General features: G+C 72.0%; 17 protein-coding genes and 2 tRNA genes. 15 read left to right on the top strand and 4 right to left on the bottom strand.

The genetic code is table 11. The annotated features are described in order from the left end of the window. The first annotated feature begins 7 nt into the window (after positions 1-7). From ACFV88_RS27315 to ACFV88_RS27290, 6 genes are all read left to right on the top strand, one after another. Positions 8-766, top strand: a complete 759-nt coding sequence (locus tag ACFV88_RS27315) for an AIM24 family protein (RefSeq protein WP_385494555.1) — start codon at positions 8-10, stop codon at positions 764-766. 280 nt (positions 767-1046) lie between these two features. Next, positions 1047-2219: a lipid II:glycine glycyltransferase FemX gene (locus tag ACFV88_RS27310; protein WP_385494642.1), complete on the top strand. Its 1173-nt coding sequence runs from the start codon at positions 1047-1049 to the stop codon at positions 2217-2219. Positions 2220-2221: 2 nt separating this feature from the next. Then, positions 2222-3952 carry a murein biosynthesis integral membrane protein MurJ gene (gene murJ / locus ACFV88_RS27305; RefSeq protein WP_385494641.1) on the top strand — a complete coding sequence of 577 codons (1731 nt, stop codon included), beginning with the start codon at positions 2222-2224 and terminating at the stop codon, positions 3950-3952. Positions 3953-3977: 25 nt separating this feature from the next. Beyond that, positions 3978-4667 (top strand): response regulator, encoded by a 690-nt coding sequence (locus tag ACFV88_RS27300; RefSeq protein WP_385494553.1) that lies wholly within the window; start codon positions 3978-3980, stop codon positions 4665-4667. Then, positions 4664-6226 (top strand): ATP-binding protein, encoded by a 1563-nt coding sequence (locus ACFV88_RS27295; RefSeq protein ID WP_385494552.1) that lies wholly within the window; start codon positions 4664-4666, stop codon positions 6224-6226. The genes ACFV88_RS27300 and ACFV88_RS27295 overlap by 4 nt, the downstream gene beginning before the upstream one ends. After that, on the top strand, positions 6223-6951 hold the full coding sequence (locus tag ACFV88_RS27290) for a hypothetical protein (protein ID WP_385494551.1): 729 nt from the start codon (positions 6223-6225) through the stop codon (positions 6949-6951). The genes ACFV88_RS27295 and ACFV88_RS27290 overlap by 4 nt, the downstream gene beginning before the upstream one ends. 6 nt (positions 6952-6957) lie before the next feature. On the opposite strand, the gene ACFV88_RS27285 is transcribed toward ACFV88_RS27290, so the two are convergent. Together ACFV88_RS27285 and ACFV88_RS27280 are read right to left on the bottom strand one after the other, a co-directional pair. Beyond that, positions 6958-7473, bottom strand: a complete 516-nt coding sequence (locus ACFV88_RS27285; protein WP_385494550.1) for an NUDIX hydrolase — start codon at positions 7471-7473, stop codon at positions 6958-6960. Continuing rightward, positions 7470-8963, bottom strand: a complete 1494-nt coding sequence (locus tag ACFV88_RS27280) for a zinc-dependent metalloprotease (protein WP_385494549.1) — start codon at positions 8961-8963, stop codon at positions 7470-7472. The genes ACFV88_RS27285 and ACFV88_RS27280 overlap by 4 nt, the downstream gene beginning before the upstream one ends. A gap of 191 nt (positions 8964-9154) precedes the next feature. Here ACFV88_RS27280 and ACFV88_RS27275 point away from each other — a divergent pair, with 191 nt between their 5' ends. The 4 genes from ACFV88_RS27275 (at position 9155) to ACFV88_RS27260 (ending at position 12570) form a co-directional block, all read left to right on the top strand. Further along, positions 9155-10267 (top strand): SDR family oxidoreductase, encoded by a 1113-nt coding sequence (locus tag ACFV88_RS27275; RefSeq protein WP_385494548.1) that lies wholly within the window; start codon positions 9155-9157, stop codon positions 10265-10267. Positions 10268-10669: 402 nt separating this feature from the next. Then, positions 10670-11110: a molybdenum cofactor biosynthesis protein MoaE gene (locus ACFV88_RS27270; protein ID WP_385494547.1), complete on the top strand. Its 441-nt coding sequence runs from the start codon at positions 10670-10672 to the stop codon at positions 11108-11110. A 127-nt stretch (positions 11111-11237) separates the two neighbouring features. Further along, the gene (locus tag ACFV88_RS27265) at positions 11238-11402 is read left to right on the top strand and encodes a hypothetical protein (protein WP_385494546.1); all 165 of its coding nucleotides are present in this window, start codon (positions 11238-11240) and stop codon (positions 11400-11402) included. Positions 11403-11481: 79 nt separating this feature from the next. Beyond that, positions 11482-12570: a PDZ domain-containing protein gene (locus ACFV88_RS27260; RefSeq protein ID WP_385494545.1), complete on the top strand. Its 1089-nt coding sequence runs from the start codon at positions 11482-11484 to the stop codon at positions 12568-12570. Positions 12571-12612: 42 nt separating this feature from the next. Here ACFV88_RS27260 and ACFV88_RS27255 read toward each other — a convergent pair whose 3' ends face one another. After that, entirely contained in the window at positions 12613-13182 is a 570-nt protein-coding gene (locus ACFV88_RS27255; protein WP_385494544.1) for a PPA1309 family protein, read from the bottom strand. 140 nt (positions 13183-13322) lie between these two features. Here ACFV88_RS27255 and ACFV88_RS27250 point away from each other — a divergent pair, with 140 nt between their 5' ends. The 5 genes from ACFV88_RS27250 to ACFV88_RS27230 all read left to right on the top strand — a co-directional run bounded on the left by ACFV88_RS27250 (position 13323) and on the right by ACFV88_RS27230 (position 19637). Then, complete coding sequence (locus tag ACFV88_RS27250; protein WP_385494640.1) at positions 13323-16301, top strand: UPF0182 family protein; 2979 nt, start codon at positions 13323-13325, stop codon at positions 16299-16301. A 155-nt stretch (positions 16302-16456) separates the two neighbouring features. Beyond that, positions 16457-16530: transfer RNA gene (locus tag ACFV88_RS27245), tRNA-Met, on the top strand. A gap of 223 nt (positions 16531-16753) precedes the next feature. Next, the gene (locus ACFV88_RS27240; RefSeq protein WP_385494543.1) at positions 16754-18559 is read left to right on the top strand and encodes a sel1 repeat family protein; all 1806 of its coding nucleotides are present in this window, start codon (positions 16754-16756) and stop codon (positions 18557-18559) included. 154 nt (positions 18560-18713) lie between these two features. Next, a complete protein-coding gene (locus tag ACFV88_RS27235) occupies positions 18714-19499 on the top strand; it encodes an SAM-dependent methyltransferase (protein ID WP_385494542.1) in 786 nt (261 codons plus the stop codon). A gap of 64 nt (positions 19500-19563) precedes the next feature. Beyond that, positions 19564-19637 (top strand) — tRNA-Met (locus ACFV88_RS27230). A gap of 411 nt (positions 19638-20048) precedes the next feature. On the opposite strand, the gene ACFV88_RS27225 is transcribed toward ACFV88_RS27230, so the two are convergent. Next, positions 20049-20465 (bottom strand): Fur family transcriptional regulator, encoded by a 417-nt coding sequence (locus ACFV88_RS27225; protein WP_385494541.1) that lies wholly within the window; start codon positions 20463-20465, stop codon positions 20049-20051. Positions 20466-20552: the final 87 nt, after the last annotated feature.

Genomic DNA, 20552 nt, shown 5'->3' with positions numbered 1-20552 from the left:
GCACACCATGCAGAGCCCGCTGTTCGCCCACGCGGACAACCAGACCCGGGAGCGGTACTCCCTCCAGAACCCGCAGCTGCTGCGGGTCGCCCTGACGGGCCGGGACGACGTCCTCGCCCGCAAGGGGTCGATGGTGGCCTACCAGGGGTCCATCGAGTTCGACGCCGAGTACCAGAGCGGCCAGGAACGCCGCCGTCGCCGACAGACCGGCGAGGGTCTGGACCTGATGCGCTGCCAGGGCGAGGGCACCGTGTACTTCGCGAACCTCGCCCAGTACGTCCACCTGGTCGACATCGAGTCGGACGGCCTCACGGTCGACAGCTCCTACGTCCTCGCCCTGGACTCCACGCTGAACTTCCAGGTCATCGCCGTGGACAGCCAGTACGGCATCTCGGGGACCGGGAAGTACCAGCTCAACATCACCGGCCGGGGCAAGGTCGCCCTCATGACCTCCGGCGAGCCGCTGATGTTGCGGGTGGGGCGCGAGAGCACCTCGATCAACGTCGACTCGGACGCGATCGTCGCCTGGTCCGCCGGGCTGCGGGTCCAGATGCAGGCCCAGACCCAGTCGAGCGCGGCGCGCAGCCGTCGCGGCAACACCGGGGAGGGCTGGGAGCTCGGCTTCCAGGGCGAGGGGTACGTCCTCGTACAGCCGAGCGAGTTGTTGCCCCCGCAGAACGCGCGGATCGGGTCCGGTGTCGCCGCACAGTTCGGCATGGGCGAGCGGGGCTCCCACGGCCAGAACCGCGGCAACGACTGGAACTGACCGGCCTCGGGTACCGGGCGGGACGTGTGTGACGGGACGGTGACGGCCGCCTCCCGCAACGGTCATCGTCCCGTCACAGACCCTGCTCGGCGCGGTCACGCCTACCTGTGAGCATCCCTGCCGTCCCCGGTACCCACCCGGGGATGGAAGAGAGGCTCACACTGTGTCTGCTGTCCTCACGACGCCCGGCCGGGACCTGCCGTACTCCGCCGCCACAGCGCACGGCCACGGACCCGCGGGACACGGCCCGGGTCCCGGCCCCCAGTCGGTGCCCGTCCGGCTGGAGCCCGTCACCGAAGCCCAGTACCGGGCGTTCCTGGCGTCCCGCGCCGGTGACGCGCTCGGCGCCGGCTTCCTCCAGTGCCCGTCGTGGGCACGTGTCAAGGAGCAGTGGCGGCCCCTGCTGTTCGGGTGGGGCCCGAACCCGGCCGCGGGACTCCTCCACGGGGTCGCCCTGGCGCTGCTGCGCCAGTTCCCCGGCACCCGCAAGTACTTCGCGTACCTGCCGGAGGGCCCGGTCGTCGACTGGGCGGCGCCGGACGTCGATGCGTGGCTCGATCCGCTGCTCGACCACCTGCGGGCCGCCGGTGCCTTCGCGGTGCGCATCGGGCCCTCACCCGCCCACCGCCGCTGGACCGCCCAGACCCTCAAGGTCCGGACGGGTCCCGGCGCGCACCTCACCGACATCCTCGACTGCGCGGTCGACCCGCTCGGCACCGTCGTCGCCGAACGGTTGCGCGCCCGCGGCTGGCACCGCTGCGGCGACCCCGCCCGCGGTGCGAAGGGCGGCCCGGGCGCCGCGGCCGTCGCGGGCGGCGACGGGGACGCCCAGCCCCGGTACGTCTTCCAACTGCCGCTGGCCGGGCGCACCTCCGACGAACTGTGGTCGGGGCTCAACCAGGAGTGGCGGCGCAACATCCGCCGGGCCCAGAAGTCCGGCGTCGAGGTCGTCGTGGGGAGCGCCGCGGAACTGCCGGAGTTCTACCGCCTGTTGTGCCTGACCGAACGCCGTGACGGGTTCCGTCTCGGTCGTTCCCTCGACTACTACGAGCGCCAGTACGCGGCGTTGAACGCCGAGGAGCCCGGTCGGATGAGGCTCTACCTGGCCCGGCACGCCGGGGAGGTCCTCGCCGCGCACACCATGGTCACGGTGGGCCGGCGGGTCTGGTACCAGACGGGTGCCTCGGCCGATCACCGCAGGGACGTGCGGCCGTCCAACGCCCTCCAATGGCGGATGATCCTGGACGCGCACGCCCTCGGGGCGGACGTGTACGACATGCGCGGGGTGCCCGCGACCCTCGACCCCGCCGACCGGCCCTTCGGGCTGATGCGGTGGAAGCTCGGTACCGGGGGCGAGGTCGTCGAGACGCTGGGGGAGTGGGAACGTCCGCTGCCCGGCACCACCAACCACGCCCTGTACCGGGCCTTCCAGGCGTACCTGGCCCGCCGGTGAGCGTGACCGCCGGACCCGGGGCGAGCGCCCCGCGCGCCCGCGTCGACCGTCGGGCCGCCCCGTCCGTCGCCCGCAGCGGCGCGATCATGGCCGCCGGGTCCATCGTGTCCCGGGCCACCGGGTTCCTGCGCTCCGCGATCGTCGCCGCCGCGCTCGGCGTGGGGCTCGCCGCCGACGGGTACGCGGTCGCCAACGCCGTCCCGATGATCGTCTACACCCTGTTGATCGGCGGCGCCCTCAACGCGGTGTTCGTGCCCGAACTGGTGCGGGCCGCGAAGGAGCACGCCGACGGGGGCGCGGCCTGGACGGACCGGCTGTTCACCGTGTGCGTGCTCGCCCTGCTCGCCCTCACCGGGGCCGCGGTGTGGGCGGCGCCCGTGATCGTGGAGGCGTACACCGGGTACGACGGTGAACAGGCCGCCCTCACCGTCGCGTTCGCCCGCTACTGCCTGCCGCAGATCTTCTTCCTCGGGGTGTTCACCCTGCTGGGACAGGTGCTCAACGCGCGCGGCCGGTTCGGCGCGATGATGTGGACCCCGGTCCTCAACAACGTCGTCGTCATCTCCGTCTTCGGCCTGTACCTCGCGGTCGGCGACGGCGGCGACCTGACCGGTGCGGAGACCGCGCTGCTCGGCTGGGGCACCACCGCCGGGATCGCCCTCCAGGCGCTGGCCCTGGTGCCCGCGCTGCGCAGCGCCCGGTTCCGCTGGCGGCCCCGTTTCGACTGGCGCGGCAGCGGGCTCGCCCGGCCGCTGCGCTCCGCGGGCTGGCTGGTGCTGCTCGTCCTCACCAACCAGGCCGCGTACTGGGTGGTGACCCGGCTCGCCACCACCGCCGGTGAGCGGGCCGCGGCCCTCGGCACCGACGGGGGCGTCGGGTTCAGCGCCTACAACAACGCCTACCTGTTGTGGGCGGTGCCGCACGGCATCGTCACGGTGTCGCTGGTCACCGCCCTGGTGCCGCGGATGAGCCGGGCCGCGGCCGATGACGACCTCGCGGCCGTGCGACGCGACGTGTCCGGGGCGCTGCGCACCTCGGCCGCGGCGATCGTGCCCGCGGCCTGTGCGCTGTTCGCCCTCGCGGGGCCCGCCATGGCGGTGGTCTTCCAGTACGGGCGCACCGACGCCGACGACACCGCCGCCATGGCGCTCACCCTGATGGCGTTCGCCCCGGGACTCATCGCGTTCTCCGGGCAGTACGTGGTGGCCCGCGCCTTCTACGCCCTCTCGGACACCCGCACCCCGTTCTTCCTCAACCTGGTGATCGCGGGGCTGAACGCGGGCCTGGCCGTCACCGCGTACCTGGTGCTGCCGGCGCGGCACGCGGTGACCGGCATGGCGGGCGGCTACTCGGTCGCCCTGCTCGTCGGCTGGGCGCTCACCGCGTACGTCCTGCGCCGCAGGCTCACGCCCCGCAGCACCGCCACGGTCACCGGCCACCGCCGCGGCGGCCAGGCCGCGGGCAGCCGCCGGCGGGCCCGCCGGTCGTCCGCCCGCCCGCTGTGGCGGTCCACCACCCTGGGGGAGCACGGTCGGCTGCTGGCCGCGGCCGTGCCCGCCACCGCCCTCGCCCACTACGCCACCGTGGGTCTCGCTCCGCTGGGCCACCTGGTCGCCGCGATCGGGGGCGGTGCCGTCATCGCCGTCGTCTTCGCGGTGCTCGCCCGACCCCTGCGCCTGACCGAACTCGACCGGCTGACCAGCGGCGTCGCCCGACGCCTGCTGCGGCGCTGATCCCGACCCCTGGAATAATCCGCTCATGCCACGTGTGCTCCTCATAGAAGACGACCTCTCCGTCCGGGAAGGGGTCGCACTCGGTCTGCGCCGCCGGGGCCACGAGGTGCGTACGGCCGCGACCGGGGAGGACGGACTGGCCGCCGTCGACGAGTTCCGCCCCGACCTCCTGCTGTTGGACCTGATGCTGCCCGGCGTCAACGGCGTCGAGGTGTGCCGCCGGGTCCGGGAGGGCAGCCAGCTCCCGATCATCATGCTCACCGCCCGCGGCGACGACTTCGACATCGTCATCGGACTGGAGGCGGGCGCCGACGACTACATCGTCAAACCCGCCCGCACCGAGGTCATCGAGGCCCGCATCCGCGCCGTGCTGCGCCGGCTGGACGCCCCCGGCCCCGGGTCCGGGCGGTCCGCCGTCGAGACGCACGGGGAACTCGTGCTCGACCGCGCCGGGCTCAGCGTCTCCAAAGCCGGGCGCGCGCTCGCCCTCGCCCCCTCCGAACTGCGGTTGCTGCTGCATCTGAGCGCGGCTCCCGAGCAGGTCTTCAGCCGCCAGCAGCTCCTCGAACACGTCTGGGAGCACAGCTACCACGGTGACGCCCGGCTGGTCGACGCCTGTGTGCGGAGGCTGCGCAACAAGATCGAGGACGTCCCCGGCAGCCCCCGCTACATCCAGACCCTGCGCGGCTTCGGCTACCGCTTCGGCCCCCTGTGATCGGCCGCCCCCGCAGGTCCCGGCACGCTGCCGACGCGCCGGCACGGGACGCGACCGGGCCCGCCCGCCGGCGCCGGCGGGCGCCGTTCGGGCTGCGGACCCGGCTCGTGCTGGCGTTCCTGCTGGTCGCCGCCGTCAGCGCCGGTACCACCGCGACCCTCACCTATCGGGAGGCCCGCAACTCGGTCCTCAGTTCCGTCCAGGACACCGCAGTGGCGTCCTTCCGCGAACAGGTCTCGGGGATGTGGGTGCAACCGCCGCTGACCCGCCGCAGCATCCAGGACGAACTGCTCAAGATCGCCCGCAAGGGCAAGCCCCGCACCTGGGTCGTCTTCGCCGAGTACGGGAGTCTGCGGGTGTCCTCGGGCACCAGCCCGACGTCCACGGTCATCACCCCGCAACTGCGCCGCGCCGCCACCTCGCCCGACCACCCGCACGGCAGCTTCCAACGGGTGCTGAAGAACGGCGAGCCCTACCTCACGATCGGTGTGCCGGCCGTCTTCCGGGCCGGCCCCGACGGGGTGCTGCCCACCCGCCTGGTGCTCTACGCGGTGTTGCCGATGCGCGAGGAACAGGCCCAGACCGAGGCTCTGGTCGCCGCCGCCCGGGCCGGGGCCATGCCGGGCCTCGCCATCGCCCTGGTGCCCGCCCTGCTCGCGGCCCGCAGCGTGCTCCGCCCGGTGCGCGAACTGCGACGGGCCGCCCGCAGCATGGGCAGCGGGCGGCTCGACACCCGCATCCCGGTCCGGGGCAACGACGAACTCGCCGACCTCGCCCACACCTACAACGAGTCCGCGGGCAAGCTGGAACAGTCGGTCGCCGAACTCCAACGCGCCGAGGAACGCGCCCGGCGCTTCGCCTCCGACGTCTCCCACGAACTGCGCACCCCGTTGGCCGGGATGCTCGCCGTCACCGAGGTCCTGGACGAGGACGCCGAACGGTTGCCGCCCGACACCGCCCAGGCGGTCCGGCTGATCAGCGCCGAGACGGGGAAGCTGGCCGTGCTCGTCGAGGACCTGATGGAGATCTCCCGCTTCGACGCCCGCGCCGCCGAACTCCACACCGACGAGGTCGACGTGGCTGAAACGATTCACCGCACCCTGCGCAGTCGGCACTGGACCGGTGGGCACCCCGAGCGGGTCCGCACCGACCTGCCCGACGGCATCCGGGCCCGACTCGACCCGCGCCGTTTCGACGTCGTCGTCGCCAACCTCGTCGGCAACGCGCTGCGCCACGGCGCCGCCCCCGTCACCGTCCGGCTCCGCCGGGGCACCACGCCCCACGGCACGCCGACGTTCGTCACCGAGGTCACGGACAGCGGCCCCGGCATCCGGACCGAGGTGCTGCCGCACATCTTCGACCGCTTCTACAAGGCGGACGCCGCCCGGGTGCGCTCCGCGGGCAGCGGGCTCGGCCTCGCCATCACCCAGGAGAACGTCCACCTGCACGGCGGTGCCGTCCGCGCCGCCAACCTCCCCGGCGGCGGCCTCGGCGTCGACGGCGCGGGCGCCGTGTTCACCGTGGAGATACCGCTGTACGGGCCGGAGGGCGTGCAGTGAACACGAACGGCACCCGAGGCGTCGGGCGACCCGTGCGCCGCCGGACCGTGCGCGGCCTGGCCCTGGCGGCGGCGCTCGCCCTCACCGGCTGCGGGGTGCAGGCCACCGACGTCATCGAAGCCGGCGGCCCCGCGACCGTCCTCGTCATTCCCGGCGAGGGCAACTGGATGCTGGTGTTCTTCGAGACCCCGGACGGCGAGCTGATCCCGGTGCCCCGCCCCCTCACCAACGGCACCTGGGGCGGCGCCACCCCGGTGACCCTCGGCCAGGCGCTCAAGACGCTCCTCGACGGCCCCACGAAGGAGGAACGCGCCGCCGGACTGCGCACCGGACTGCCGAAGCTGTCCGCCGTGGGCAACAAGCTGGGCGTCGGCGCGAACGAAGAGGGGTCCGCCACCGCGGTGTTCCTGCCGCTGCGGCTCGCCGACCTCGACGACCGGGCCGTCGAACAGGTCGTCTGCACCATCGCCTACGCGGGGAGCCCGAGCGGTACGCGCCCGGTGGCCCTGCACGGCACGGACGTCGACATGGAGGCCACCACCTGCCGCGTCGACGTCAACCGCGACGACGTCCCCCGGCCGGCGACCTCGGCCCCGTCCGGGCGTACCTGGCCGCGTCCGCAGACCGCTCCGACCAAGCCGGCCGCTCCGCCCGAGTCGGGGTCGGAACGTTTCCCCAGCGGACCGCCGCCGACCGGCGGAACAGCACCACCCGCCACTTTCTGAGCCCGCTCACAGCAGGGCGCGGGTGCCCTCCAGCAGCCGCACGACCGACGCGTCCGCGACCTTCGCCACCTCGTCGTAGCCGAACCAGCGCAGGTCCAGGGACTCGTCGCTGAGCGTTTCCACCGCCCCCGCGGGGGCGAGTGCGGCGTACTGCACGTCGAGGTGCCAGGCGCACGGGGTCAGGTGCCGGTCGAGCCGGACCGGCCCGCCGCGCAGCAGGCGCAGCGCGGCGATCCCGGACTCCTCGGTGGCCTCGCGCAGCGCCGCCCCGGCGAGGGTGCGGTCACCGGATTCGCAGTGACCGCCCATCTGGAGCCACTTGTGGATCTTGCCGTGGAGGGTCAGCAGGACCCGTTCGCGCTCCGGGTCGACGACCAGGGCACTGGCCGTGACGTGACCGTCCCCGCAGGACCTCCACACCCCGTCCGGGTGGGCGGCCAGGTGCGCGAGGTACAGCTCCCGCAGTTCGTCCTGGTCGCCGTACCCGCGCAGGACCTCGACCGTGTCGTCGTACAGGCTCACTTGCTGTCGTCGCCGTCCTCACGGTCGGTGCCGTCGGTGCCGTCGGTGGTGTTGCCCTTGCCCTTGCCGTCGTCGGGGCCGGTGGCGTCGGGGTCGGCCTTCTTCTCGGTGCCGGTGGTGCCGCCGGCGCCCGCCGCCTCGCCGAGGAGCTTGTCCAACTCGGAGAAGTCGAGCTGCTCGCGGTGGACGAAACCGTCGGGGTCGTCCAGGTCGGAGGCCGTGGGCAGCATGTCCGGGTGGGCCCAGAGGCCGTCACGCCCGTCCACCCCGCGCGCGTCGGTGAGCGAGGCCCACAGCCGGGAGGCGTCCCGCAGCCGGCGCGGACGGAGCTCCAGACCGATCAGGGTGGCGAAGGTCTGCTCGGCCGGACCGCCGGAGGCACGGCGTCGACGCAGTGTCTCGCGCAGGGCGTCCGCCGACGACAGCCGGGGCTTCGCCGCCTCGTGCACCACCGCGTCCACCCAGCCCTCGACCAGGGCGAGGGCGGTCTCCAGTCGGGCGAGGGCGGCCTTCTGCGCCGGCGTGTCCTCCGGCTGGAACATGCCCTGCTGGAGGGCGTCCTGCAACTGCTCCGGGTTCGACGGGTCGAGCTGGCCGACCATGTCCTCCAGCTTCGACGTGTCGACCTGGATGCCGCGCGCGTACCCCTCGACCGCACCGAACAGGTGTGCGCGCAGCCATGGCACATGGGCGAACAACCGCTGGTGGGCGGCCTCGCGCAGGGCCAGGTAGAGCCGCACCTCGCCCTCGGGGACGCTGAGGTCCTTGCCGAAGGCGGCGACGTTCAACGGGAGCAGCGCGGACTTCCCGGTCGGGCCCAGGGGCAGCCCGATGTCGGAGGAGCCGACGACCTCACCCGCGAGGACGCCGACGGCCTGGCCCATCTGCGTACCGAACATGGCGCCGCCCATCGAGCGCATCACGCCGATCAGCGGGCCCGCCATGGCCTGCATCTCGTCCGGCAGCACCTGCCCCATGGCCGCGCCGACCCGCTCGGCGACCGGGTCGACCAGTTCCCGCCACACCGGGAGGGTGGCTTCCACCCACTCGGCGCGGCTCCACGCCACGGCCGAGCCCGAACCCGAGGGCAGCGAGGTGGCGCCGTCCAGCCAGAGATCGGCCAGCCGTACCGTTTCCTCGACCCAGGTGTGGTCGGCCGGGCTCACGCTGGCGTCCTTGGTGCCGTCCGGCGTGCCCTGGGAGACCGTCTGGCGGGCGATCTGCTTGGCCATGTCCCAGTTCACCGGGCCGCCCTCGTACGAGAGCATCTGGCCGAGCTGCTGGAACGCGGCGCCCAGGTCGTTCGGGTTCATCGAACCGAACATCGCGGCGAACGGGTTGTCCCCGCCCTGACCGCCCATGCCGGGCAGCCCGAAACCGAACGGATTGGCAGGTCCCTGACCACCACCGCTCTGGTCCTTCTGCTTGCCCTCGTCGCCGTTGTCCGGCTCCTCCGGCGGAAGGCCGAATCCGAATGGGGTGTCACTCACGGGATTCCTCGGCTCGTCGGGCCGCCGGTGTCTCCCGACGGCGAATGCGCTGCGTCACCACCCAGCGTAGACACCCCGGGCCGATCGAGCCTCGGTGCTCCGCCGACTCCCGGCCTGCGGCAGGATGGGTGCCACCTGGTCCGTACGCGTCACAAGCCGTACGTACTGAAGACAACCGCTGGAGACGCCCGGTGAGTTCCCCAGATCAACAGGTTCGCGCAGCGCGAAACCACTCGGCCGGCCCGCCACCGCGCGGGCCCGTCGTCGCCGTGACCGGCGCGGCGGCCGGGGTGGGCGCGCTGCTCGTGGAGCGGCTCGCCGCGAGCGAGGAGGTCAAGCGGGTCGTCGCCATCGACGAACGGCGCGGTGACTGCGAGGACGCGCAGTGGCACGTCCTCGACGTGCGCGACCCCGCCATCGCCGAGAAGCTCCGCGGAGCGGACGTCGTCGTCCACCTCGCCCTCGACCTCGACCTGGAGACCGACGCGGCGGCCCGCACCGCCTACAACGTCCGCGGCACCCAGACCGTGCTCACGGCCGCCGCGGCCGTCGGGGTGCGCCGGGTCGTGCTGTGCACCTCCGCCATGGTCTACGGGGCCCTCGCCGACAACGAGCTGCCGCTCGCCGAGGACGCCGAGCTGCGGGCCACCGCCGAGGCGACCGGCGTCGGCGACCTGCTGGAGATCGAACGGCTCGCCCGCCGGGCGCCCAAGGCACACCCCGGACTGAACGTGACCGTGGTGCGCCCCGCCGTGCTCGTCGGCGGCACCGACACCGCGCTGACCCGCTACTTCGAGTCGCCCCGGCTGCTCGTGGTCGCCGGCTCCCGGCCCGCCTGGCAGTTCTGCCACGTCGACGACCTGTGCGGGGCGCTGGAGTACGCGGTGCTGGAGAAGGTCGAGGGCGAAGTGGCCGTCGGCTGCGAGGGCTGGCTGGAGCAGGAGGAGGTCGAGGAGCTCAGCGGCATCCGCCGCATGGAGCTGCCGTCCGCCGTCGCGCTCGGGGCCGCCGCGCGGCTGCACCGCATCGGGCTCACGCCGTCGCCCGCGGGGGACCTCGCGTACACGATGTACCCGTGGGTGGTCAGCGGGAGCCGGCTGCACGACGCGGGGTGGCGTCCGCGGTGGACCAACGAGGAGGTCCTCGCGGAGCTGCTGGAGGAGGTCTCCGGGCGGCACACGGTGGCCGGGCGGCGGCTGGGGCGCAAGGACGCGACTGCCGCGGGGGCGGCGGGGGCTACGGTGGCGTTGCTCGGTACGGCTGCGCTCGTGCGGCGGGCGCGCAAGGCTCGCCGCCGCATCTGACGGTTCCCTGCTCGGCTGCGGGTGCGCTGTGGTCGCTCGCGCCGTTCCCCGCGCCCCTTCGGGGGCTGCCTCCTGCGGTGCGCTGTTCCCTGCGGCGGTGTCGCGGTTGCTCGCGCAGTTCCTCGCGCCCCTATCGGGGCACTCCGGGCCGGCGGAGCCCCTCAGGGGCAGCCTCCTGCCGGGAGCGGCGCACCGTTGGCGCAGCCCCCTAGGGGCGCGGGGAACGGCGCGGGCAACCACGACGCACCCGCAGGGAACAGTGCAGCGATAGGGGCGCGGGGAACTGCGCGGGCAAGCACAGCGCAGCCGCACGGGACAGCGCACCGTGAGGGGACCCGGCTGCACTGCGCGGAACCGCGCACCCCGTGTCCTAGGGTGTACGGGAACGAGGGGGGCACCGAGATGGACGAGCCGAGCGAAGCGAACACCGTGCGACTGGTCGCGATACGCGAGGAGCCCCTGTCCCTGGACGAGGTGTTCCACGCGGTGGGCGACCCCACAGCAGGCGGCACCGCCCTGTTCGTGGGAACGGTCCGCAACCACGACGCCGGCGCGTCCGTGGCGGGCCTCGGCTACTCCGCCCACCCCACGGCCCAGGCCGAACTCCGCCGGGTCGCGGAGAAGGTCGCCGCGGACTTCCCGGTCCAGGGCCTCGCCGCGGTGCACCGCGTGGGCGACCTCTCCGTGGGCGACCTCGCGGTGATCGTCGCCGTGTCCTGCCCGCACCGGGCGGAAGCGTTCGCCGCGTGCCGCAGATTGATAGACGACCTCAAGCGGGAGGTCCCCGTCTGGAAGCACCAGCGCTTCTCGGACGGCACGGAGGAGTGGGTGGGCGCCTGCTGAGCGCCCCCGCTTCGCCCGGGCGGGTCCTCCGCTTGCGCAACCGCCCCCCTGGCGTGAGCGTGGTCACTGCGGACGGTTAATCTGCTGATCAGTCAGTTGCGGTCACACACCGGGTTGGGAGGTCGGCATGGCGGCCATCGCCTGGTTGCTGATTCCGCTTTTCGCCGCGCTCGGCGCGGGCCTGTGGGGCAGTTGGGCCACCAGGACCCGCCGCACCGGCGACGGTCCGGAACTGGCCGGTTACGAACGGTTCCGCGCGGCGATGGAGAAGAGCCGCTCCGACGTGGTGTGAGGGTCGCGGCCGGAACGCGGGCGACCCGTCCGGGCGGACTGGGCGGTGCGATCACCGACAGGTCCCGTACTGTCGTTCCATGCCACGCCGCACGACGACGATGCTCGCTTCCACCGTGTTGCTGATCGCGCTGCTCTGCGCGGGAGTGCTCATCAAGACGCCGTACTCGGAGATGTCCCCGGGTCCCACCGTGAACACGCTCGGTGAACACGACGGCGAGCCGGTGCTCCAGATCGCCGGCCGCAAGACGTACCCGACGACCGGCAACCTGAACATGACGACGGTCCGCGTCACCAGTGCCGACTACCGGATGAACCTGGTGGAGGCGGTGTACGGCTGGCTGGCCCACGACAACATCGTCGTGCCGCACGACACGCTCTACCCGGACGGCAAGACGGAGGAGCAGTCCAAGCAGGAGAACGCCGAGGAGTTCACCCAGTCCCAGGAGAGCGCGAAGGTCGCCGCACTGGAGGAGTTGGACATCCCGGTCCAGGCCTGGGTGATCGTCGCCTCCGTGGTCAAGGGCAGCCCCGCCCAGGGCAGGCTGCACGCCGGGGACGTCATCAAGAGCGTGGACGGCAAGCCGGTGAAGGCGCCCGCGGACGTCGCGAAGCTCGTCACCCGGCACGAGCCCGGCGAGAAGGTCGTCTTCACGGTCATCCCGGCGAAGGACGCGGCCGAGGCGGAGAAGACCGGCAAGCCGGCCACCCGCACCGAGGACGTGACCGTCACCACCAAGGAGGCCGAGGACGGCAAGCGGGCGATCGTCGGCATCCAGGCCGGGACCGACCACACCTTCCCGTTCAGCATCGACATCAAGCTCGCCGACGTCGGCGGTCCGAGCGCCGGGCTGATGTTCGCCCTCGGCATCGTGGACAAGCTCACCCCCGAGAACCTGACCGGCGGCAAGTTCGTCGCGGGCACCGGCACCATCGACGACGACGGCAAGGTCGGGCCGATCGGGGGCGTCGAGATGAAGACCGTGGGCGCCCGGGAGCAGGGGGCCGAGTTCTTCCTCACCCCGAAGGACAACTGCGCGAGCGCCGCCGAGGACGTCCCCGAAGGCCTCACCCTGGTCAAGGTCGACACCATGGACGACGCCATGCAGTCCCTGGAGGACATCCGCGAGGGCCGGACGGACCGCCTGCCCACCTGCTCCAAGGGCTGAGCCCCCCGGGCCGGACGGCGGACCCGTCCGGCCCCGCGGGGCCTAGTCGGCGAACGTCGCCGTCAAGGCGTCGGCCAGACCCGGCACCAGGTCGGAACCGGTCAGGACGTCCGTCGCGGAGTCCTTGTCGCGCAGTCGCAGCGCCGAATCGCGGGAGCCGTCGCGCAGCACCGCCACCGTCATCCGGACCTCCTGGCGGTCCGGGTGCCGGGCGACCCAACCGGCGAGCTTCGCGCCGTCCAGGCCGGCCGGGACGGACGCCTCGGCCGACGGAGGCAGCATCAGCCGCTCCACCGACAGGGCGCAGCCGGCCACGGCGTCGGGCCAGGCGATGGTGCCCAGGAACTCGTCCAGGGCGGTGCCCGCCGGGACCTCGTCCTGTTCGATCGGGGTCAATGAGCCACCCGGGTTGGGGGCGGCGGGGTCGTCGGCGAGGCCGAGCCGCGCGGCGAGCGTGGGTTCCTGGGAGCGCAGCCGATCGGTGTCGACCAGGGCGAACAGTCGGGCGGGCTGGTCCCAGCCCAGCCCGGAGATGTACTCGTCGATCTCCAGCACGGCCCGCGTCAGCGGACCTGCGGCCATCGGGGTGCCTGAGTTGGCGGTGTTGGACATGGTCACAATCCTGCCTCGTTCACCCCCGGAACCGGGAACCGAGTAAAGCATCAGTAAGTTGCATAGGTGAGACCCCTGCGTTCGTGGGGGTCCGGAAGCAGAACTACAGCGACTTCGAGGTGCGCACCTTGGCTTTCCAGATGCCGGACCGCGGCGGAGGCCCGACCGGGCCACGGATCAGAGTGGGCCGACCGTCCCGGCGGGTCCGCACCCTGCTCATGACACTGGGCGTCCTGGCCGTGCTGGCCATGGTGTTCGTCATGTTCGCGGGGTTCTGGACTGACTGGCTCTGGTACCGGTCGGTCAACTACTCGTCGGTGTTCACGACGACCCTGTGGACCAAGATCGGGCTGTTCCTCGTCTTCGGGCTGCTCATGGCGGCCTCCGTGGGCGTGAACATCTGGCTGGCGCACCGACTGCGTCCGCCGTTGAGCGCGATGTCGACCGAGCAGCAGAACCTCGACCGGTACCGCATGGGGATCGCCCCCTACAAGAAGTGGATCCTGCTCGGACTCACGGCGATCGTGGGGCTGATCGCCGGGGCGTCAGCCGCGGGCCAGTGGCGCACCTGGCTCATGTGGGTGAACGGCGTCGCGTTCGGCAAGAAGGACCCCCAGTTCGGTCTGGACGTGTCGTTCTTCGCCTTCGACCTGCCCTGGTACCGCTTCCTGCTGGGCTTCGGCTTCGCCACGGTGGTGCTCTCGCTGATCGCCGCCGCCCTGACGCACTACCTGTACGGCGGCCTGCGGGTCACCAGCCCCGGCGGGCGGGCCACCGCCGCGGCCACCGGGCACCTCTCGGTGCTCCTCGGCATCTTCGTCTCGCTGAAGGCGATCGCCTACTGGCTCGACCGGTACGGGCTCGCCGTGAAGTCCAGCGACTTCAAGGCCACCGACAACTGGACCGGCCTGCGCTACGTCGACGCCAACGCGTACCTGCCCGCGAAGACGATCCTGTTCTTCATCGCGGCCATCTGCGCCGTGCTGTTCTTCGCGACGCTGTGGCGGCGCACCTGGCAGCTCCCGGTGATCGGGTTCGGCCTGATGGTGCTCTCCGCGGTCCTGATCGGTGGCCTGTACCCGGCGATCGTGCAGAAGTTCCAGGTCCAGCCGAACGAGCAGGCCAAGGAAGCGCCGTACGTCGAGAAGAACCTCCAGGCGACGACCGAGGCGTACGGGATCGCGGACATCAACGTCACCGACTACCCGGGCAAGAGCAACACCACGGACAAGGCGAAACTGCGCCAGGACGCCGACAAGGCGGCCAGCATGCGCATGATCGACCCGAACGTGGTGTCGCCGACGTTCCAGCAGCTCCAGCAGATGCGGAACTACTACGCCTTCCCGGCCAACCTCGACGTGGACCGCTACAAGGGCCCCGACGGCAAGGAGCAGGACACCGTCATCGGTCTGCGCGAGCTGGACCTGAACGGCATCCCGAAGAACAACTGGATCAACGACCACTTCCGCTACACCCACGGGTACGGCGTGGTCGCCGCCAAGGGCACCGAGGCCACCCCCGGGGGCAGCCCCGTCTTCACCGAGTCGGACCTGCCCTCCAAGGGCACGCTCGGCGACTACGAGCAGCGGATCTACTACGGCGAGAAGACGACGCAGTACTCCATCGTCGGCGGGCCGCAGAGCGAGATCGACTACTCCGACGACAAGGGCGAGAAGACCACCCGGTACAAGGGCGACAGCGGCGTCAACCTGTCGAACCCGCTGAACCGCGCGGCGTACGCCGTCGCCTTCGGCGAGCCGCAGATCCTCTACTCGGGCGCGATCGGTGACGGCTCCCGCATCCTGTACAACCGGGTGCCCAAGGAGCGCGTCGAGGCGGTCGCCCCCTGGCTGACCATCGACGGCGACGCCTACCCGGCGGTCGTCGACGGCCGCATCCAGTGGATCGTCGACGCGTACACCACCACCAACGGCTACCCGTACGCGTCCCGCACCACCCTCGGCGACACCACGGCCGACTCGCTCACCGAGCGCAACAACCAGCGGGCGGTGGTGGCCCAGCAGAACCAGGTCAACTACATCCGCAACTCGGTCAAGGCGACGGTCGACGCGTACTCGGGTGAGGTCAAGCTGTACCAGTGGGACACCCAGGACCCGGTCCTCAAGACCTGGATGAAGGCGTTCCCGGACACGGTGCAGCCCAAGAGCGAGATCTCCCCGCTGCTCATGGATCACCTGCGCTACCCGCAGGACCTGTTCAAGGTCCAGCGCGAGCTGCTGACCCGCTACCACGTCGGGGACGCCGACGCGTTCCTCAGCGGCAGCGAGGTGTGGCAGGTGCCGGACGACCCGACGAACCGGTCGGGCAAGGCCGTGCCGCCGTACTACCTGAGCATGCGGATGCCGGACCAGAAGGACCAGGCGTTCTCCCTCACGACGACGTTCACGCCGAACGGACGGGACAACCTCAGCGCCTTCATGTCGGTCAACGCCGAGGCGGGCACCTCCGACTACGGCAAGATCAGCATCCTGAAGATGCCGTCGGCGGAGACCATCGACGGGCCCAAGCAGGTCCAGAGCAAGTTCAACTCGGACACGGCCATCGCCGAGAAGATCAGGCTGCTGCGTGGTGGTGACTCGGAAGTCGAGTACGGCAACCTGCTGACCGTGCCCCTGGACGGCGGACTGCTCTACGCGGAACCGGTCTACGTGCGCGGCGGCGGGCTGAAGTACCCCCTGATGCGCCGGGTGCTGGTCACCTACGACGGCAAGACGGCGTTCGAACCGACGCTGGAGAAGGCGCTCAACGTCGTCTTCGGCGCGGAGAAGGCGAGCCCGCCGGAGAAGCCGGAGACCAACGAGCCCCAGCCACCGGGGGAGACCCCGACCGAGCCGCCGGGCAACGCCGATCCCACCGTCCAAGAGGCACTCGAAGAGGCCCAGCTGGCCTTCGACGACGGCCAGCAGGCGATGAAGGACAACGACTGGAAGGCGTACGGCGAGGCCCAGACCAAGCTCAAGGACGCGCTGAAGCGGGCCGAGGAGGCCCAGCAGAAGGCGGACGAGGGCGCGGACGGCAAGCCGGCGGGGAAGCCCGACGAGGAGCCCTCCGGGGCATCCTCCGACAAGCCTGCCGACAAGCCGGCCCGGGGCGCCTGACCCGGGCGGCCGGACCACTCCCGGGGGCGCGGCGAACACCGCGCGCCCCCGGGGCGGCCCGCACGCTCCGACGAGCACCCGAGCGTCACGGGGGCGGGTGCTCCACCAGCGGGAAGATCACCCGCCCGCACCGTGCTAAGGTCTAAACAACACGACGCGGGGTGGAGCAGCTCGGTAGCTCGCTGGGCTCATAACCCAGAGGTCGCAGGTTCAAATCCTGTCCCCGCTACTGAAGGCGAAGGCCCGGAAGCCAAGCTAGCTTCCGGGTCTTCGTCATGTGTGTGTGGACGCGGGCGCGGGCGGTGTGCACGCCGCGCTCAAGGGCACGAGCGTCAGGGAGAGTTGGGGTCAACGTGTTTGACTTGTCTCTGTGTGGGCATGTCGACAAAACGCTGTAGTGACCTCGCTGACTGCGGTGTGTCAGAAATGCCCAGGTTGCGGGTGGTGCGACGATGGATGTTATGGGGGACAAGGCAACTCTGTGGGAGACAGGGCGATTTGCGCAGCCCGTCGACCGGGACGAGACCGGTGCGGCGGCCGAGGAGGAACGCCACCGCGCCGCTGCCGACGCCGGTGACACGGAGGCCCTGAGCGTCCTCGGGGCGCTCCTGCTGCGCCGCGGCGACCTCGACGGGGCCGAGCCCCGGCTGCGGGCCGCCACCGCCGCCGGCGACCGGGCCGCCGCCAACAACCTGGGCGTCCTGCTCCACCAGCGCGGCTACTCCGACGAGGCCGCCGGCTGGTGGCGGATCGCCGCCGTCGCCGGTTCCGCCGCCGCCGCCCACGCCCTCGGACGCCACCAACGCGAACGCGGTGACGAACCCGCCGCCGAGTACTGGCTGCGCCAGTCCGCCGAGCAGGGCCACGCGCTCGGCGCGTACGCGCTCGCCGACCTGTTGGAGCACCGCGCCGACGCCGGAGCCGAGGAGTGGATGCGGGCCGCCGCCGAACGCGGCCACCGGGAGGCCGCCTACCGGCTCGCCCGTCGGCTCGACGAGCGCGCCGACGCCCGGGCCCCCGCCCCGGCCGACCGTCCGTCCCGACCGCGGGCGGCCGGCGAGGCCGAGCAGTGGTACCGCCAGGCCGCCGCGCGCGGGCACCGGCAGGCCGCCCTCCACCTGGGCGCCATCCTGGAGGGCCGCGGTGACCTCAAGGAGGCCGGCCGCTGGTACCTCACCTCCGCCAAGGACGGCGAGGCCCGCGCCGCCTGCGCCCTCGGGTACCTGCTGCGCGACGCCGGGGACGTCGAGAACGCCGCCGTGTGGTGGCTGCGGGCCGCCCAGGACGGCGACGGCAACGCCGCGAACGCACTCGGCGCGCTGCACGCCCAGCGCGGCGAACCGCAGAGCGCCGAGCGCTGGTACCGGGCCGCGATGGACGCGGGCGACGTCAACGGCGCCTACAACCTCGCGCTGCTGTACGCCCAGCAGGACCGCACCGCACAGGCCGAGCAGTGGTACCGCCAGGCCGCCTACGCCGGGCACCGCGAGGCGGCGAACGCGCTCGCCGTCCTGCTCCTCCAGGTCGGTGACGCGGCGGGCGCCGAGCCCTGGTTCTCCAAGGCGGCCGAGGCGGGCAGCGTCGACGCCGCCTTCAACCTGGGCATCCTCTGCCAGGGGCGCGGCGACGAGGCCGGCGCGGTGCGCTGGTACGGGCGGGCCGCCGCCGCCGGACACACCGAGGCCGCCCTGCACGTGGGCATCGCCAGGCTCCGCGACGGCGAGGAGCAGGAGGCGGAACGGCACCTGCGACGGGCCGCGGGCGGCGGTAGCGCGGAGGCCGCGTACCGGCTCGCTGCGGTGCTGGACGCCCGCCGCCCGCCCGCTCCCGCACACGAGTTGGGGGAGCCGGTGCTGGAGCGCACCGAGTGCGAGGAGTGGTACGAGCGGGCCGCCGAGCAGGGGCACCGACGGGCCCAGGTGCGGGTCGGGATGTTCGCCTCCGCGCGCGGCGACGTCGTCGAGGCGGCCCGCTGGTACCGCCTCGCGGCGGAGGCCGGCAGCCGCAACGGCGCCTTCAACCTGGGGCTGCTGCTCGCCCGTGAGGGCAGCGAGCCCGAGGCCGCGCTGTGGTGGAAGCGGGCCGCCCGCGCCGGGCACGGACGGGCCGCCCTGCGGCTGGCGCTGTTGCACGCACGGCGCGGGGAGTTGGCCGAAGGCCAGCGGTGGGCCGACCTCGCGGTGTCCCTCGGACCCGAGGAAGTCGCCGGGCGCGCCGCCCGGTTGAGGGACGCGCTGGGCGAGGAACTCTCCGCCTGACACCGTGCGGCGTCGACCCGCGGGCCGAGTCGGAGATTGACGATCCGTCATTCCTGAAAAAAGGGGTGCCCGCGATAACTGTGGCGCGCCTCACGGGGGTTAACCTGGCGGCTGGATATCGCCCGTACGGGTGGCACAGGGACGGAGAGTCGCGGTGGCGGAGGAAATCGACACGAGCAAGCCCAGTATCGCGCGGGTGTACGACGCGGTCCTCGGCGGCAAGGACAACTACGAGGTTGACCGCGTGGTTGCCGAAGGGGTCAAGCAGACGGTGCCGCACATCGGGGACGTGGGGTGGTTCAACCGGGCCGTGCTCGGCCGTGCGGTCAGCCACCTGGCGTCCGAGGTGGGGATCAAGCAGTTCATCGACCTCGGTGCCGGGCTCCCCACGCTGGAGAACACCCACCACGTGGCCCAGCGCGTCAACCCCGACGCCCGTGTCGTCTACGTCGACAACGATCCGATCGTCCTCGCCCACGGTCGCGCCCTGCTGGAGGAGAACGCGAACACCGGCGTCTCCAACGCGGACCTGCGCGACCCGCAGACCGTGCTCCAGGAACCCGCCGTCAAGCGGCTGATCAACTTCGACGAGCCGGTCGGCATGCTGCTCGTCGGCATCCTCCACCACCTGCACGACGACGAGGACCCCAAGGGCATCGTCGACGAGTACATGTCCCACGTGCCCCCGGGCAGCCACCTGGTGATCACGGCGTTCTGCGACACCGGACCGGAGGCCCGGGCCGTCGAGCAGACGATGCTGCACCTCCTCGGTACGGGGCGCTTCCGCACCACCGAGGAGATCACCGCGTACTTCGACGGGTACGAGCTGTTGGAGCCCGGGGTGGTGTCCCTGCCGTTGTGGCGTCCGACCGAGCCGGTCGAGGAGCCGCTGAACGTCGCGCAGCGACTGATGGCCGGGGGGGTGGCGCGCAAGCGCTGAGGCGCTGCGCTGGGCTCAGTGATTTGCTCCTTACCCGTGCGTCACGTACAGTTCAGTTTACCGACGCGGGGTGGAGCAGCTCGGTAGCTCGCTGGGCTCATAACCCAGAGGTCGCAGGTTCAAATCCTGTCCCCGCTACTTGCAGACATAGGGCCCAGAGGCTTCGCCTCTGGGCCCTAGTCGTGCTCCCGTGCAGGTGCGTCGTGGCTGCTCGCGCAGTTCCCCGCGCCCCTTCGGTGCGACCCAGTGGGGCTGCGCTGTTCCGTACAGGTGCGTCCCGCTGTTGCGCAGTTCCCCGCGCCCCTAGGGGGCTGCCTCCTGCGGTGCGCTGTTCCCTGCGGGAGGCTCGCCTGAGGGGATTCGCCGGGCCGGAGTGCCCCGATAGGGGCGCGGGGAACTGCGCGACGAGCCACGACGCACCCGCAGGGGACAACGCACCGCAGGAGGCACCACCCGGGGGCGCGGGGAACGGCGCGAGCAACCACGACGTACCCGCAGGGAACAGCGCAGCCCGACAGCAACGCACCCAGCGGAAAGTGCGCCGTCCGGCTAGTTACTCGTGCAACGGGGACAGAGTCCCTTGAACGTCATCTCCACCGCGGACACGGTGAACCCGAACCGCTCCGAATCGGGGAGGTCACCCAGGGGATTGCCCAGCGGATGCACGTCGCGAATCGCCCCGCAGCCCGAACACACCAGGTGGTGGTGGGGCCGATGAGCGTTCGGGTCGTACCGCTTGGCCCGCTTGTCGGTCGCCACTTCGAGCACCTCGCCCAGCGAGACCAACTCGCCGAGCGTGTTGTACACGGTCGCCCGGGAGATCTCCGGGAGCCGCACCACAGCGCGCGCGTGCACCTCGTCGGCGGTCAGATGGACGTGCTCACCGTCGAGGACCTCGGCCACGACACGGCGCTGTGCGGTCATCCGCCAGCCACGTCCACGCAGCCGCTCCAACAGGTCACTCATGCGCATCAGCCTAACAGCAGGGGGACCTTGATCCCGAATGGGTGTGACTTTGGAGAGTTGCTTGACTTAGACATTGTCCATTGTAGG

The organism is Streptomyces sp. NPDC059816 (genome assembly GCF_042732055.1).
Taxonomy (GTDB): Bacteria; Actinomycetota; Actinomycetes; order Streptomycetales; family Streptomycetaceae; genus Streptomyces.
Note: the sequence above shows the minus strand (reverse complement) of the source record. Positions and strands in the feature narration are given on the sequence as shown.

What these genes read in the sequence shown, in the direction of transcription:
- ACFV88_RS27225 (WP_385494541.1), bottom strand. Translation starts at nt 20,465, where the DNA reads ATGAGTGACCTGTTGGAGCGGCTGCGTGGACGTGGCTGGCGGATGACC.
- ACFV88_RS27240 (WP_385494543.1), top strand. Translation starts at nt 16,754, where the DNA reads ATGGATGTTATGGGGGACAAGGCAACTCTGTGGGAGACAGGGCGATTT.
- ACFV88_RS27315 (WP_385494555.1), top strand. Translation starts at nt 8, where the DNA reads ATGCAGAGCCCGCTGTTCGCCCACGCGGACAACCAGACCCGGGAGCGG.
- ACFV88_RS27260 (WP_385494545.1), top strand. Translation starts at nt 11,482, where the DNA reads ATGCCACGCCGCACGACGACGATGCTCGCTTCCACCGTGTTGCTGATC.
- ACFV88_RS27255 (WP_385494544.1), bottom strand. Translation starts at nt 13,182, where the DNA reads ATGTCCAACACCGCCAACTCAGGCACCCCGATGGCCGCAGGTCCGCTG.
- ACFV88_RS27300 (WP_385494553.1), top strand. Translation starts at nt 3,978, where the DNA reads ATGCCACGTGTGCTCCTCATAGAAGACGACCTCTCCGTCCGGGAAGGG.
- ACFV88_RS27265 (WP_385494546.1), top strand. Translation starts at nt 11,238, where the DNA reads ATGGCGGCCATCGCCTGGTTGCTGATTCCGCTTTTCGCCGCGCTCGGC.
- ACFV88_RS27270 (WP_385494547.1), top strand. Translation starts at nt 10,670, where the DNA reads ATGGACGAGCCGAGCGAAGCGAACACCGTGCGACTGGTCGCGATACGC.
- ACFV88_RS27250 (WP_385494640.1), top strand. Translation starts at nt 13,323, where the DNA reads ATGCCGGACCGCGGCGGAGGCCCGACCGGGCCACGGATCAGAGTGGGC.